10 protein-coding genes are annotated in these 13,916 nt (G+C 55.5%); 9 read left to right on the top strand and 1 reads right to left on the bottom strand.

The features are described 5' to 3' along the window. Nucleotides 1-155: 155 nt before the first annotated feature. Nucleotides 156-1,250 carry a serine hydrolase domain-containing protein gene (locus tag FYZ48_RS26775; RefSeq protein WP_149345562.1) on the top strand — a complete coding sequence of 365 codons (1,095 nt, stop codon included), beginning with the start codon at nucleotides 156-158 and terminating at the stop codon, nucleotides 1,248-1,250. Between the two features lie 382 nt (nucleotides 1,251-1,632). On the opposite strand, the gene FYZ48_RS29825 is transcribed toward FYZ48_RS26775, so the two are convergent. Beyond that, nucleotides 1,633-4,512: a serine/threonine protein kinase gene (locus FYZ48_RS29825; RefSeq protein ID WP_149345561.1), complete on the bottom strand. Its 2,880-nt coding sequence runs from the start codon at nucleotides 4,510-4,512 to the stop codon at nucleotides 1,633-1,635. Nucleotides 4,513-4,895: 383 nt separating this feature from the next. Between FYZ48_RS29825 and FYZ48_RS26765 the strand changes: the two genes are divergently transcribed. The 8 genes from FYZ48_RS26765 to FYZ48_RS26730 all read left to right on the top strand — a co-directional run bounded on the left by FYZ48_RS26765 (nucleotide 4,896) and on the right by FYZ48_RS26730 (nucleotide 13,831). Then, nucleotides 4,896-5,558, top strand: a complete 663-nt coding sequence (locus FYZ48_RS26765) for a glutaredoxin family protein (protein ID WP_149345560.1) — start codon at nucleotides 4,896-4,898, stop codon at nucleotides 5,556-5,558. A gap of 171 nt (nucleotides 5,559-5,729) precedes the next feature. Continuing rightward, nucleotides 5,730-6,203, top strand: coding sequence for a response regulator (locus FYZ48_RS26760; RefSeq protein ID WP_145039544.1), 474 nt, complete (start codon nucleotides 5,730-5,732; stop codon nucleotides 6,201-6,203). Between the two features lie 153 nt (nucleotides 6,204-6,356). Next, nucleotides 6,357-7,607, top strand: a complete 1,251-nt coding sequence (locus FYZ48_RS26755; protein WP_149345559.1) for a class I SAM-dependent rRNA methyltransferase — start codon at nucleotides 6,357-6,359, stop codon at nucleotides 7,605-7,607. 74 nt (nucleotides 7,608-7,681) lie between these two features. Beyond that, nucleotides 7,682-8,782 (top strand): methyltransferase, encoded by a 1,101-nt coding sequence (locus tag FYZ48_RS26750; protein WP_149345558.1) that lies wholly within the window; start codon nucleotides 7,682-7,684, stop codon nucleotides 8,780-8,782. 268 nt (nucleotides 8,783-9,050) lie between these two features. Continuing rightward, nucleotides 9,051-9,779: a YiiX/YebB-like N1pC/P60 family cysteine hydrolase gene (locus FYZ48_RS26745; protein ID WP_149345557.1), complete on the top strand. Its 729-nt coding sequence runs from the start codon at nucleotides 9,051-9,053 to the stop codon at nucleotides 9,777-9,779. Nucleotides 9,780-9,893: 114 nt separating this feature from the next. Beyond that, the gene (locus FYZ48_RS26740; protein WP_187782244.1) at nucleotides 9,894-11,045 is read left to right on the top strand and encodes an efflux RND transporter periplasmic adaptor subunit; all 1,152 of its coding nucleotides are present in this window, start codon (nucleotides 9,894-9,896) and stop codon (nucleotides 11,043-11,045) included. Between the two features lie 191 nt (nucleotides 11,046-11,236). Then, nucleotides 11,237-12,766, top strand: a complete 1,530-nt coding sequence (locus FYZ48_RS26735) for a serine/threonine protein kinase (RefSeq protein ID WP_149345555.1) — start codon at nucleotides 11,237-11,239, stop codon at nucleotides 12,764-12,766. A 93-nt stretch (nucleotides 12,767-12,859) separates the two neighbouring features. Further along, complete coding sequence (locus FYZ48_RS26730) at nucleotides 12,860-13,831, top strand: acetyl-CoA carboxylase carboxyltransferase subunit alpha (RefSeq protein WP_149345554.1); 972 nt, start codon at nucleotides 12,860-12,862, stop codon at nucleotides 13,829-13,831. Nucleotides 13,832-13,916 lie beyond the last annotated feature (85 nt).

The following is a 13,916-nucleotide window of genomic DNA, read 5'->3' as shown; positions in this document are numbered from 1 at the left end:
TTTCGAATACCACCGCACAAACGGTACCAATACAGCGGGCCACCACACAGGGTGGCCCCTACGTGATACCCTCAGTTGAATTCCCCCCCGCATTCCGCTAAAAGCAATGTGCGCTTAATGCCTCAATCCCGAACCCTGAACCCAGCGAGTTTTCCGTGTCCACACTGTCTGATCGTCTCCCCACCACCGAACAACGCATCCTCGCAGGGATCGAAGCAGGACTGCATACCGGCGTACAGATCTACGTCTCTCACCAGGGAGAAACCATCGCGGATACCGGCGTCGGCGAAGCACGTCCCGGAGTGCCTATGACCGCCGAGACAATCAACCTCTGGCTCTCTGCAGGAAAACCACTGACAGCGATGGCCATCGCCCGTCTCTGGGAACAGGGACAACTGAGCCTTGACGACCGCGTCACCCGGTTCATCCCCGAGTTCGGCACGCACGGTAAAGAACCGATCACGCTGCTGCACATCCTCAATCACACTGCCGGCTTCCGTAACGTCGATCCCGGCTGGCCGGAACTGAGCTGGGAAGAATCCCTGCAACGCATCTGTGACGCGCCCCTCGAAGAGAACTGGCAGATCGGCAAATCTGCAGGCTACCATGTTTCGTCCAGCTGGTTCATCCTCGGTGAAGTCCTGCAGCGAATTACCGAAACCGCTTATCCCCAGGCCATGCGGGAACTGATTCTTGAACCCCTGGGTATGACCGGCAGCTGGCTCGGCATGCCTGCCGAAGTTTACGAACAGTCTAAAGAGAACATCGCGTATGTCTATCAGCGAGACAAAGGGGAGATGCTGCTCACCGACTGGCACGAGGCGCCGCGGTGTGTTAAAGCTTCGCCCGGCGGAAATGCCCGTGGCCCCATCCGTGAGCTGGGCTGGTTCTACGAATGCCTGCTCAATGCGGGAATGCCTCTGTTTGAACCACAGACGGTCGAAACCATGACCACCCGGCATCGCGTCGATGAATTCGACCTGACCCTGCAGCACAAAGTCGACTACGGCCTGGGCTTCATCGTCAATTCAAATCGCTACGGCGCTCAAACCGTTCCCTACGGATTTGGTGAGGCCGCTTCTGAACCGACCTTCGGGCACGGCGGCTCTCAGTCTTCCATCGCCTTTGCAGATCCGGAACGGGAACTGGTCGTCGCGGTCGTCGCGAATGGCAGACCAGGGGAGCCCAAACACCAGCGCCGCGCAAAAGAAATCAACGACGCCATCTACGCCGACCTCGGCCTCAACTAGCATCTTCCGGGTCGGGTGCTCCCGGATAAAATCCGGGATTGCCGCAGGCACAGGAAACTGACAGAGCAACAGATCGATTCAGAACCGGGAATCCGATCCGATTGACTTGTAGGGGCGGTGCCCATGTGCCCGGCCGCCTGGTGACATCCAAACTGGACCACACTCCCAATGGGACCGGATATAACATTCGAATAAACGGGAGGTCGCAGCTCACTCGTTGTCTAATGAGAAAATGTGACTCATACTGTCTGCGATTCAGCATCAAAAATGCGAACTGAAATCGCAAGTTCTCTCAGCAACCTCCTGCTCGCTACGCTCGGCCCGAATGTACTTTCGGGCCCACCCACGATGGATTTCGTAACAAGAGTCTGAGTTGCTTCCCTTACGGCGCGACCGCACCCACATAGGGTTTCATCCCACCAGGTGTCCCCGCAACTTTACGGGCCGGGTTGTCCGGGGCAGGGGACAGGAACTTCTCATCACCGGGCGTGGTGGAAACAAAATCGTTCAACTTCGCGTCCCCCTGTTTGCCTTTGTTCTTGAACAGACTCAGTTCGTTCGCAGGCACCGGGCTGGGCGCTGTGCGGGAGGAATAGTTTTCCTGGGCTTTCAGAATTTTCCCCCAGAGCTCGGGATTATTATTCTGTTCCACTTTGGCTTCCGCCCCTTCGACAGTCGAGAACAGGTTACGGGAAATTTCCACCAGTTCGCTGTCGGGTGTCGGCATCGCGGTAATCACAATTGCCGAGTTAGTGATAAAGAAAGTGTTGTTGGTCAGTTTGAGACTGCTGAAGGTATATCCCAGCGACTCGAATTGAATGCCCGTCATGCTTTCGGAGAAAATACACTCCTTGATCTGCGTATCCCGCACACTGGATGAGAAACGGGCGCCGACCTGCATTGCTGTCAGACAGCGGACATTCGCCAGAACCAGACCACGGTTCGTTTCGCCGGTAAAGTCCAGGCCAATGGCGTTCGGGCTGCCCGCCTTGAGGCTTACATTCTCGAGCAGGAACGGTTCATCCTCCAGACCGGAAACCCCTTTCGCCAGGACTCCAGTCTGCTGAAAATCATTGACCTTCAGATTTTTCAGGCTGGTTCCTACAAGGTATTCAGACAGCTCGATCGCCACCTTTTTCCCCTGGGCCCGGATTAAGAATCCGTCGATCGTCAGCCCTTCAATTCCCTTGAGACTCAGCACCGCTTCCGGACCTTCGGGAGCCAGAATCACCGGTTTGCCGCTCTCGGCCACGATGGTAATTCCCTTGGGATAACTCAGATCCGAATTATCGATCTGAATCCGCTCTTTGAGTTCCTGGCCGGCGGCCACCTTGATTGTGTACTGTTTACTGTCGACGCCAAAGTTCTTGTCAAAGACGATCTTGATATCTTTCAGAGCCGCGGCGATCGTTTTGTATTTCGCCTCCGGTCCCACCATGATTTCATCCGGCAGGCTGTCCGGTTCGGGCGGTGGCGCCGGTTCGGTCTTTTTATCAGCGACCACTTCCGGGGCGGGCTTCTCATCTTCGCCGCCGGAAAGGGCGAACATCACCACGCCGATAATCAACAGCACCCCAATCCCGCCACCAATCACTGCAGGCATGATCCACTGACGTCCGCCGATGACCGCTTCTGCGGGAGCCGCCTCTTCAACGACTTCCGCTTCTTCCTCATCCACTTCTGCTTCGAGAATCACAGAATCGTCGGGCAGGGCTTTGCTGACTGGAGCCGGTTTCTTAACGGGCTTCTGCGCCGCCTTGGCCACCGGTTTCGCAACCGGCTTGGCTACCGGTTTCGCCGCGGTTTTTTCCGATTGCTTTGCGACAGGTTTGGCCACGGGTTTCGCTGCCTGTTTTTCCTGGGGTGGTTCCGGCTTGATTTCTGCCGCCGAAGATTGCACAGCAGAACTGCCGGCGATCCGTGTCGACGCCGAGCTGATTTTATCATCGGGCAGAACCGAGGAGTCACGCACATTAGGACTGGAGGAGGCTGGCTGCAGCAGTCCCGGATTCCGTTGTGGTTTGGGCGCTTCGGGTTTCGGGCTCTCCGGTTTGGTTTCACGGGCGATGCCGGATTCTTCCTTCAGGTTCGACAGGAACGCTGCCAGCTCCGGATTCTGATTCCCTTTCTCCGCGCCGCTCCCTTCCCCCTGGGTCAGCCCCACGCCAGACCCGACGCCGCTACTCAAATTGTTCTGCCGCCATTCTTCATCGGTGTGACTCTGCAGCCATTCATACAGGGCCGCCGCCGCTTCGTAGGCTGTCTGATACCGTTCTTCCTTATCCTTGGCCATCATCTTATTCAGAATCTGCACCAGATCCTCGGGGGTATCGGGACGGTCATCAGTGACCGGAGGCGGTTCCTTGGTCTGATGCGCCATCAGTCGCTGTGCCAGCGAACCTTCGGTGAAGGGGGGATGCCCCGTCAACAGGAAGTACAGTGTACATCCCAGGCTGTAGATGTCGGCCCGGGAATCCACCTGGTGACTGTCAATCGCCTGCTCGGGCGCGAGGTAGTCTGCCGTCCCCAGCACTTTTTCATCGTGTGCGATCGTCAGCGATTTGTCTTCTCCCTCATGGAAGAAACGCGCCAGCCCCAGATCGAGGATCTTGACGACCCCTTTCGAATCAACGAGCAGGTTGCCCGGCTTGACGTCGCGGTGCACCATGTCTGCTTCATGAGCATGCGCGAGACCATTGGCTGCCTGGCGGATGTAATTCACCGCGTCCCGGAAATCGAGGATCCCGTTCTTGTTGACGATCTCCTGCAGATCTTTGCCGTCCACGTATTCCATGACCAGGAAGTGAATCTCAGCGTCGTTCTCTTTTTCATGATCGACGTCATACGCGCGTACAATATTCGGATGGTCCAGCGAGGCGACCGCCTGGGCTTCGCGATGGAATCGTGCCAGGTAAGAGGCGTCATTGACGCGTTTGGAAGGCAGGACCTTGATAGCACACCGGCGCCGCATCAGCACGTGTTCTGCCAGGTAGACCGAACTCATGCCCCCTTTGCCGACCAGATCCAGCAGTCGGTACTTTCCCAGGAAGAACCCCTTGTGTTTTCCCTGCAGCAGCTTGTTCGCCTGCCAGCGCGTGAGTAAAGCTCGCCCAATCAGTTCCTCGGCGATCTCACTGGGTTCCCCCAGTTTCCGGTCCTGCTCCTGGTATTCCGCGAGGAGCTTTTTCAGCTGATCGACCGATACCAGACCGCTCTGCTTCACCAGGTTCAGAAAACCCTCGGCCGTTTGTTTACCTGCCATTCTTTACCAATTCGTTCAACGTGTCCATCGATGAAACTCTCATCTGCGCGGGGCTATAGTAACACTCTAGCATCCGATTTAACGACTGACCAGTATTGGTTTAAGGAATATCCCGATTCCCCCTGAATGCAAAAATCCCCGCTGGGGGACACCTGGTTTCCATAAATAAGCTCAGATAATTTGAACACTACCAGTGTGTCGCGGTAAATTCAGAAAGTGCTCCCAGGCCCCTCCGTTCTAATGAAAACAGGGATAAAACCGGGCAGAGATTTAAAAAGCAGGGCAATTGACTATAATATTTGGCGTCAGGATTCGATGATTACTTATATAGTACAGATCAGGGACCGGTCTGGCTGCTCACAGGGACGGATCAGGAAAGACACATGAGTACGATTGCACATAAAGAGGAACTACCGCCGGGGCTCGCATTTCTGGGTAACTCCATGTTATTTCTAGGGTTATCCATCCTGGCTCTCTCATTTATCGGAACGGAATGGCTCCCCTTTGAGATGCCACGCTCCTGGTACTCCAGCCCTTCGATCTGGAAACTGCTCGCGCTGGGACTCTCCGGAGGCGGAGTGGCCGTTCTGCACCAGGTTTCCAAAGTCGAAATGAAAAAACAGCTCAGGCAGCAGCCTGTGGTACAGGACGCAGACTGGATGCCCGATGAACCGGGCCAGCGGTTTGAAAGCCTGACCGTCTACACCAAACACGATTGCCCGCTCTGTGAAGAAGCCGTCGACATCCTGGAAGACTACGCCGCCTACCTGCCAGCCTGGGAAATGATCGATATCTTCAGTGATCCCGCCCTGGTGGAAAAATTCGGCACCTGTGTCCCCGTTGTGCTCATCGATGGCAAAATCCGCTTTCGAGGCCGGATCAACGAAGTTCTGCTCCGGCGGATGATCGTCGCCTCTCCAGTGACCCAGGCCATCAAAAAGAAATGCGGCTGTAACAAGCAGGGTTGTGGCTGCCAGCGGAAGAATCAGGATGCCGCTGCGACGGGTGAATCATCCGGCTGTGGTGGTCAGTGCCGTTGTGCCTAGTGGCGGTAACGGCCTGATTCGGCTCGAAAAACGGGGCAGGGGCCCTAAAATCGGACTGGCAGTTATTGTGATTCGACTTTAAATGAGATAAATTACAGAAATCAAAGTCAGCTATCGCGGGAGTAACAGGCCCGGTATTCATAAACTTTCATCACATTAGGCTTATAGACCATGTCGTCTGAAATCTCATTGAAGAATTCAAAAATCCTCATCGCAGATGATAATCATCAGAACTGTGAACTGCTCGATGCCTACCTGCTGGATGAAGGCTACGAAACGTTCATGGCCTACGATGGGAAAGAGACGCTGGAAAAAGTCGCTGAAATCGAACCCGACCTGATTCTGCTCGACATCATGATGCCCAAGCTCAGCGGTTATGAAGTCTGCGCCCAGCTCAAACAGAGCGAAGAGACCCGCGACATTCCGATCCTCGTGATCACCGCGCTGAGTGAAATGGGCGACATCGAAAAATCGGTCCAGGCCGGCTGTGATGACTTTTTAACCAAGCCCGTCAACCGCATCGAACTGACGACCCGCGTCCGTTCACTGCTCCGCGTCCGTCACCTGACCAATGAACGCGATCGACTGCTGGCCTACCTGGCTGAGGTGGAAGGTTCAACCAATTCCGCTTCCAGTGATTCATAACCCCTCGGTGCAGGCAACCGGGACCCGCTGAAAGTCCGCCTGTATTGATCCTATATAAATACGCTCCACTCCCACTCTGACGGGATGCTGGACCTCGCTGATCTTTTCGAGCGTCCTCGATATTCGTTCGATCTTTTTAATTAGAAAACTCTCATGAGTGATTCTTCGCCCTCCGTCTCGGAAACGAACGGGGAAACCGACACACCACCGTTACCGCGCGTCCTGCTCAAGCCGCGCCGCGCACTTCCGTTCTTCGGTCGACACCCCTGGGTCTTTGCCGGTGCCATCTCGCGCATCGAGGGCAAGCCCCAGCCGGGAGAGGAAGTCCTGCTGCAGACCGAGCGGGGAGAATTCATTGCGCGAGGCCTGTTCAACCCGAACAGCAACATCCGCGTGCGACTCTACTCGTGGGACGCAGAGCAGCCCCTGAATGACGAACTCTGGATCGAGCGGTTCACACAGGCCGTCGCACTCCGCGAAGAGACCGGGCTCCTGGAAGACTTCGAAACCTCCGGCTGCCGACTCGTCTTCAGTGAAGCCGACCAGCTCTCGGGACTCACCATCGACCGTTACGGTTCCTGGTTTCTGGTCCAGTTCTCCAGCCTGGCCCTCTCGCAGAAACAGGATCTGGTCATTCGCTTCCTTAAGGATCGGTTCCCCTGCAAAGGCATCTGGCTCCGCACGGAGAAGGGCATGCGTGAAGCCGAAGGCCTGGAAATTTCCGATCAGCTGCTGTTCGGCGAAACTCCACCGCCGCACTTCTTCCTCGAAGAGAACGGCATTCGCTACGGCATGAACATGGTGACCGGACAGAAGACCGGGTTCTATCTCGACCAGCGCGACAACCGCCTGGCAGCCGCCCGCTATCTCAAAAATCATCGCGTCCTGGAAATGCACTGCTACACCGGTGCCTTCGCGCTAAATGCCATCATTCATGGACAGGCACAGTCGGTGCAGGCCTTCGACGCATCCCAGGGGGCCATCGAACAGGCCACCGCCAATGCGGAGCTGAATGGCGTCGGCAACCGGATCCGATTTCAGTCGGGTAAAGCCTATGCTGTGCTCGAACAGTTCAAAGAGCAGGGGGAACAGTTCGATTCCGTGATCCTGGACCCGCCCAAGATGGCCCGGCACCGCAGTGGGGTCAAGCAGGCCCTCAAAGGTTACTTCAGTCTGAACCGGCTCGCTCTGGATGTACTCAAACCGGGTGGCATCCTTGTGACCTGCAGCTGCTCCGGACTCGTCACGCAACAGGACTTTCAGCAGATGCTGGCCTCGGTCGCACAGCAGACCGGTCGCCACATCCAGGTCCTCGAACAGCGGGGCCAGCCGGCCGACCATCCGGTTTCCCCCAGTTGTCCCGAGAACCACTACCTGAAATGTTTTATCTGCCGCGTCGCCTGATGATTGACGACCGGCAACGGACTGCTTAAGAAAGAATTTTCCGTTTTTTAAACCCAACCTGAAGACCAGAACCGATGTCGCGACGTTCGAAAAAGAAACAACGCTCACAGAAACTGCAGCCGCCCCCCGAACAACTGCTCCTCGATTTCCTCGACGCAGACTGGCAGCCGACGCGGGCACTCTGTTTTCAAACCAACCTGCAGCCGTTCACGATCGAACTCCTGCAGCGCCCCGGTCTGGAAACGCAGCTCGACTGTTTCAGCTTTAACAAATCGGTCAGTACGCAGATTGCCGAGCAGGTTACTGAACTCAAGTCCGACGAGACCATCACCATCAGTGCCGGATTTCAATCCCTCTGCGACAGCGAGTTACCGGAAACCGATTACGATGCCGTCCTGCTGCCACTCTCTCAACAGTTTTCCGATGAATACGTTCGCGATCTGACACTCTCAGCCGTCCGCAGCCTGGGGCAGGGGGGCACGCTGACCATCGCTTCGCCGCGCGACAAAGATTACGAATACCACAAGTTCCTGCAGTCACTTTTTTCCAAAGTCACACGCGTCGTCTCGGACGCAGGCATTGTCTACCAGGGCAAGAAACAGCAGGACGCGCCGGAGAAGAAAACATTCGAGGATGAAACAGCCATCCGCGAAGGCGAGCGACTGCTTTACGCATACACGCTGCCCGGCGTCTTCAGTCATCGACGTCCCAACCAGAGTGCCCGCACGCTGATCAAACTGATGGAACTCACCGATGAATCCCGGATTTTGAATTACGACTGCGGTTCAGGTATCGTTGCCTTCGCCGCTGCCGCCCGTTGTCCTAATGCCGACGTGCACGCCGTGGACACCAACGCCCGCGCCATTCTGTGTACAGAGCAGGGGATCGCGAAGAACGAACTCACCACGGTGCGTGCGGAACTGATTACCGGCGAAGCAGACATTCCCGAAGAAACCTACGACTACCTGCTCACGAATAAATCCTATTTCACCAGCGAAGAGCAGGGGGAACAGTTTCTGCAACTCTGTCTGCGGTCGCTCAAACCGGGCGGACTCCTGCAGTTCTCGACCAAGCAGTATCAATGGTACGCTCATCGTCTGCTGGATCTCTTCACCGATGTCGCCATCGACGGGGCAGTACACCACTTCATGCTCGCCGCTCGCAAGCCAGAATAACAACAGAGGACCTCTTTCACTTAAAACAGCTTTGATATATTTGATATAACAGACTTAAATCGAGTCATTTTCTGGCAATACGCTCAGGCTGGCTGTCATTGATTTCCCGTTTTTACGGATATTTTTCTGATCTTTTTCCAAGATCACCCCGTTGACAGCGAACTGCGAATGTGAAAATATCGCTTTAAGTAACTGAGAAAACCGTCTGCAACGCAACGGAGTGCTCATATAAGGCATTTCAGATTGCTCTATCCAGAAGGAGGCCGTTATGTCATTATTCCTGTCAATTGCTGTCCTCGCTTCCACGCCACAGGATCTTCAAAGGAATGAACAGCCAGTCGAGGCTGCAAGACCACAGATGACGATGAATTTTAAGACCTTCGACCAACTGGCCGATTCACTTTCCACACGCGTTGAGACGGGCACACTGCTGTTCAGTAAAGGAGACTGTCTCGCCGTTCGTATTTTCACCCAGAGTCCTTACACGCATGTCGCCATGATTGTCATGCGAAATGGGGAACCGGTCGTCTATGACAGCATGAACGGGGCAGGAGCCCGCTGTCTGACGCTGAAAAACTACCTGAATACACAGCGTCCCGCTTCGATCCATGTCTTCCACCCACGGTCTGCGTTCACTGAAGAGATGACCGAGGAATACGAACGACTGCTCGATCAGAAACTGGGAACACCTTATTCCATCAAGCATCACCTCACGGGCAAACGCACGAATGGAATCCACTGTGCAGAATACGCCATGGATGCCCTCTCTGCCTGCCACCTGATGCAGGCCAAATCACCGCCCAAGGTTTCCCCGGCTTCGCTGTTGAAGGGGATCGTCCAGGCAAAACGCTACGTCCCCGCGGTCACCTTCCAACTGGAAAAGCCACCTGCGATCGTCGAAAAGCCGCGCAACTGGTGTCATCAGATCTGGATCGACACCAAAAACTGCACCTCAGCCTGCTGTGTGAAACTGCGTGGCTGGGTTCTCTGTCAGTAATCTCCGCCTGATCACAGCCAGACATCTTCGGCGAAATCTGGAAAGAAGCGGAAACACTGCTTGAAACTGCGCAACCCGTCAGCGAAAATCGGCACAAGAGACTTTTGTACCTTAGTGACCATCTTCGTACATGAAAGCGCCGAAGCAATGCAGACCCGTCTGGCTCAGTTTTTTACATACACTCGTTTGTCCGTTCTGTCCTCCGTTCTTCTGATTACGCTCTGCGCCTCAATCCAGCCGGGCAGTGCACAGCAGCCTGCAGGCGATAAACCCGAGACAGCCTTCATCGAACGCGAAGCCATCACGCTCAGACATCCGCGTGACTATTACGTTCCTCTCAACTTGAAGCCGATCCGGCAACTCTCAATCGCCTCTCCCATTGAAGGGGTCGTCCACACGGTCGACGTGCAGCCGGGAGACAAGCCGGCATCAAAGGCAGTCCTGGTTCGCCTGGAAGCAGCTATTCCACAGGCCGAAGTCGCCCGGGCCCAGGCCGCCCTCGATCTCGCGCGGGAAGAACAGAAAAACGCTACCGGCAAAGCAGCAGCCGTTGCCAAAGCCAGCGTGGCACTCGCGGAAGCCGAACTGAAAATCGCCAACATCCGCCTGGAACAGACCACGATCCGGGCCCCCTTCGAAGGGGAAGTCTTCCGCATTCTGGTCTCCCCCGGCACCTATGTCAGAGCAGGGCAGCCCCTGCTCGAACTGGGGGACACCTCGCAGCTCAAAGTCGAAATTCCCCTCGCACGGGACCAGGCGCTGGTGGGGAACAAAGTGAACCTGAGCGTCGAAGAACAGGCCACCCAGGGAACCGTCAACCAGGTGCTGCCCCTCGATCCCCGCTTTGAAAAACTCAGGGACCTCGCCAACTCGATCACTTCAGCCGTCGTTGTCATGGACAACAAACAGAATCAGCACAGGCCGGGGCAGGCGGTCAGCGTCAGCCTGATTCCACGCTACCCGATCGCAGAAATTCCCACGGTCGCTGTCCAGAACAGCCCGCAGGGGGAACGCAAAATTCAGGTCATTCGTGAAAATGTGATCAGAGAGCTCACCCCCCAGATTCTGGGACAGGTCGGCCCCGAACGCCTGTACGTTTCTGCGGCGTTCGACAAGGACGATGAGATCGTGGTGAGCAGTACCCAGCCCCTGGCCGATGGCGCCAGTCTGCAGCCGGCGACCACCGTCGGTAAATCAAGCACATCTCCCGGCACACCCACAGGCAGCTCACCCTCAAAACCACCTGAAAAAAAGGTCAGTTTTTAAATCATTTGTTTCGTTGAGCTGACAGCCACGTTACACTATAAAACTGCAGAGCAAAGTCCTGTCTCACAGAAATTTCGCAAAGCTCCCTTCACGTTCCCCTGAGAACTCGGGTTTTAGCACCGCACTGTCATCCGTTACAATATAAGTCTGGAATGATTCAGTCGGATCACTAACAAGCAAGAGGTTGCGCAGTGGCTGAAAAAGAAACTACTGAAACAGAAAACGATAAACTCGTTGATGAGTATGAGCTCGTCAGCATGATTGCAGACGGCACATCGACTCAGATCTGGGAAGTGAAAGAACAGGGGGGCTCCAACACATTCGCCATGAAGCGGATGCTCCCGGAAGCAATGAAAAAACCGGAAGTGGTCTCCACGATGAAGCTCGAGGCCAAAGTGGGCGCCGCCGTCGATCATCCCAATCTGATTCAACTTCATAAGTTCATCAAGAACAAAAAAAACTGCTACCTGCTGATGGACTATTTCCGCGCACCGAACCTGCGGTCGCAAATCTCATCCGACCGCCGCAGTGTGCAGAACCGCCTCCGCAAACTGATTGAATCTGCCGCGATGGCATTGGGACACATGCACGAGAAGGGCTGGGTCCACAAGGATATCAAACCGGAAAACATTCTGATCAGCAAAAGTTCGGAAGTAAAAATCATCGACTTCGGTCTCGCCGTTCCCGTCGCCAAGGGGATCGGCAAACTGTTCGGAAAAGCCAAGTCGGTTCAGGGAACCCGCTCATACATCGCTCCCGAGACCATTAAGAAACAGGCACTCGGACCGGGAGCCGATATCTACAGCCTGGGCATTACCATCTTCGAAGTCCTGACGGGCAAAACACCATTCCACGGTGAAAACCCCAAGGAAGTTCTGCTGAAGCACATTTCCGAACGCCCCGCGCCTCCGTCCAGCATCAATCCGAACGTCACTCCGGAAATGGATGAATTCGTGCTGAAGATGCTGGCCAAGAAACCGGAAAACCGATTTCTCTCCATGGAAGAAGTCGTCTCATCCATTCGCAATCTGAAAATATTCAAACAGGAAATTGCCGAACTGATTGAGCAGGAAAAAGCGGAAGCCGAACAGGCCGAAAAAGAGTCGATGCAGGAAAAACGGCTCGACAGCCGCGCCGATGCCAAACTCTCTCAGCTGATGAAAGATGATCCGGAACTGGCCAAGCAGTTGATTGCTCAGCGCAACGCCAACAAGAAATCCAAGCCCAAACCGGAACCACCGCCACAGAAAAAACCGCAACAGCAGCAGCAACCACCACAACCGATGCCCGGCGGGTATCCACCACAGTATCAGCAGCCCATGTATCCGCCTCAGCCGATGCCCGGACAGCCGATGCCGTATCCGCCGCAGTACCAGGGGCAGCCTATGCCTCCCGGAGGCTATCCGCCACCCGGGTATCCGCAGCAGCCTTATCCGCCACAACAGCAGCCCTACCCGCAGCAGCCGTATCCACAACAACCGGGGCCACCTCAACAGCAGCAGCCTCCTCAACAACCGCCACAGCCCCCGGCGCCACAGCAGCCCGCTCCCGCAGGTCAGCAGCCGCCGCCACCGGCTCAAAAACCACCTCAGGCAGCTCCGCCTCAGCAGCAACCACCGGCTCCTCAGCAGCCCGCTGCGAAAAAAGAGGCTGAAAAAGAGCAGAAAACCCGAAATGATGATGATCTTCCTTTCATGGAAGAATTGCCGGATGTGTTCTGAAAATATAAAATCTTGCAAGAATTGCTTGCATCCGTCAAAATGCCTGACATGTTTAAATAATTAACTTCTATCTCTTACGTGGTCCCATAGATTATGTCCGTACTTACCCAGCTTCCATTCGAACGTCCCATCTACGAACTGGAAGAACAGCTCAAGAAAATCGAGCAGGAACCCAATCCCACCGCCAACACCAAAGATGCCATTCGCAACATGCGTCTGGAAATCACGCGGATGAAGCGCGAGATCTTTGAGAATCTCGATGCCTGGGATACCGTCAAGGTCGCCCGTCATCCCGAGCGGCCACAGACCCTGGATTACCTCGAACTCGTCTTCGATGAATTCGTTGAGCTGCACGGCGACAAAGCCATGGGGGACGACCGGGCCATCCTGACCGGCTTTGCCAAACTCGACGGACAGAAGGTCATGTTTGTCGGCCAACAGAAAGGACGCACGCTGCAGGAACGCACCGAATGCTATTACGGCTGTGCTCACCCTGAAGGCTACCGCAAGGCCCTCTCCAAGATGAAGATGGCTGAGAAATTCGGCATCCCGATCATCTGTCTGATCGATACTCCGGGCGCCTATCCGGGCATCAAAGCCGAAGAGCACGGACAGGCCTATAACATCGCCATCAACCTCCGCGAAATGGCACTGCTCAAGACCCCCATTATCTGCGTCGTGATCGGCGAAGGGGGCTCCGGCGGAGCACTCGGCATCGGCATCGGCGACCACATCTCCGTACTGCAGTTTGCCTACTATTCGGTGATCACTCCGGAGGGCTGTGCAGGCATCTTATGGAAGAACGCGAAGTTCGCCAACGAGGCCGCCAAGGCACTCAAATTCACCAGCCAGAATCTGCTCGACCTGGGCATCATTGATGAAATGATTCCGGAGCCGCTGGGGGGCGCACATCGCGATCACCGCCAGATGGCAACCGCACTCAAGGCGTCGCTCTCGAGCAATCTCAAGAGCCTGTCAGGCCTCCCCAAAGACCAGCTGGTCGACCAGCGTTACGAGAAGTTTCGCAAGATCGGTATGTTCCACGAAGCGGGGGAACCCGTCTAACACAGCGGGTGCGTTTCAGGCCTTTCCATCACCTGTGATTCACAGGGATCCAGAACCACAAACACCTGAAATGCACCCCACCACG

The organism is Gimesia chilikensis (assembly GCF_008329715.1).
Taxonomy (GTDB): Bacteria; Planctomycetota; Planctomycetia; order Planctomycetales; family Planctomycetaceae; genus Gimesia; species Gimesia chilikensis.
Note: the sequence above shows the minus strand (reverse complement) of the source record. Positions and strands in the feature narration are given on the sequence as shown.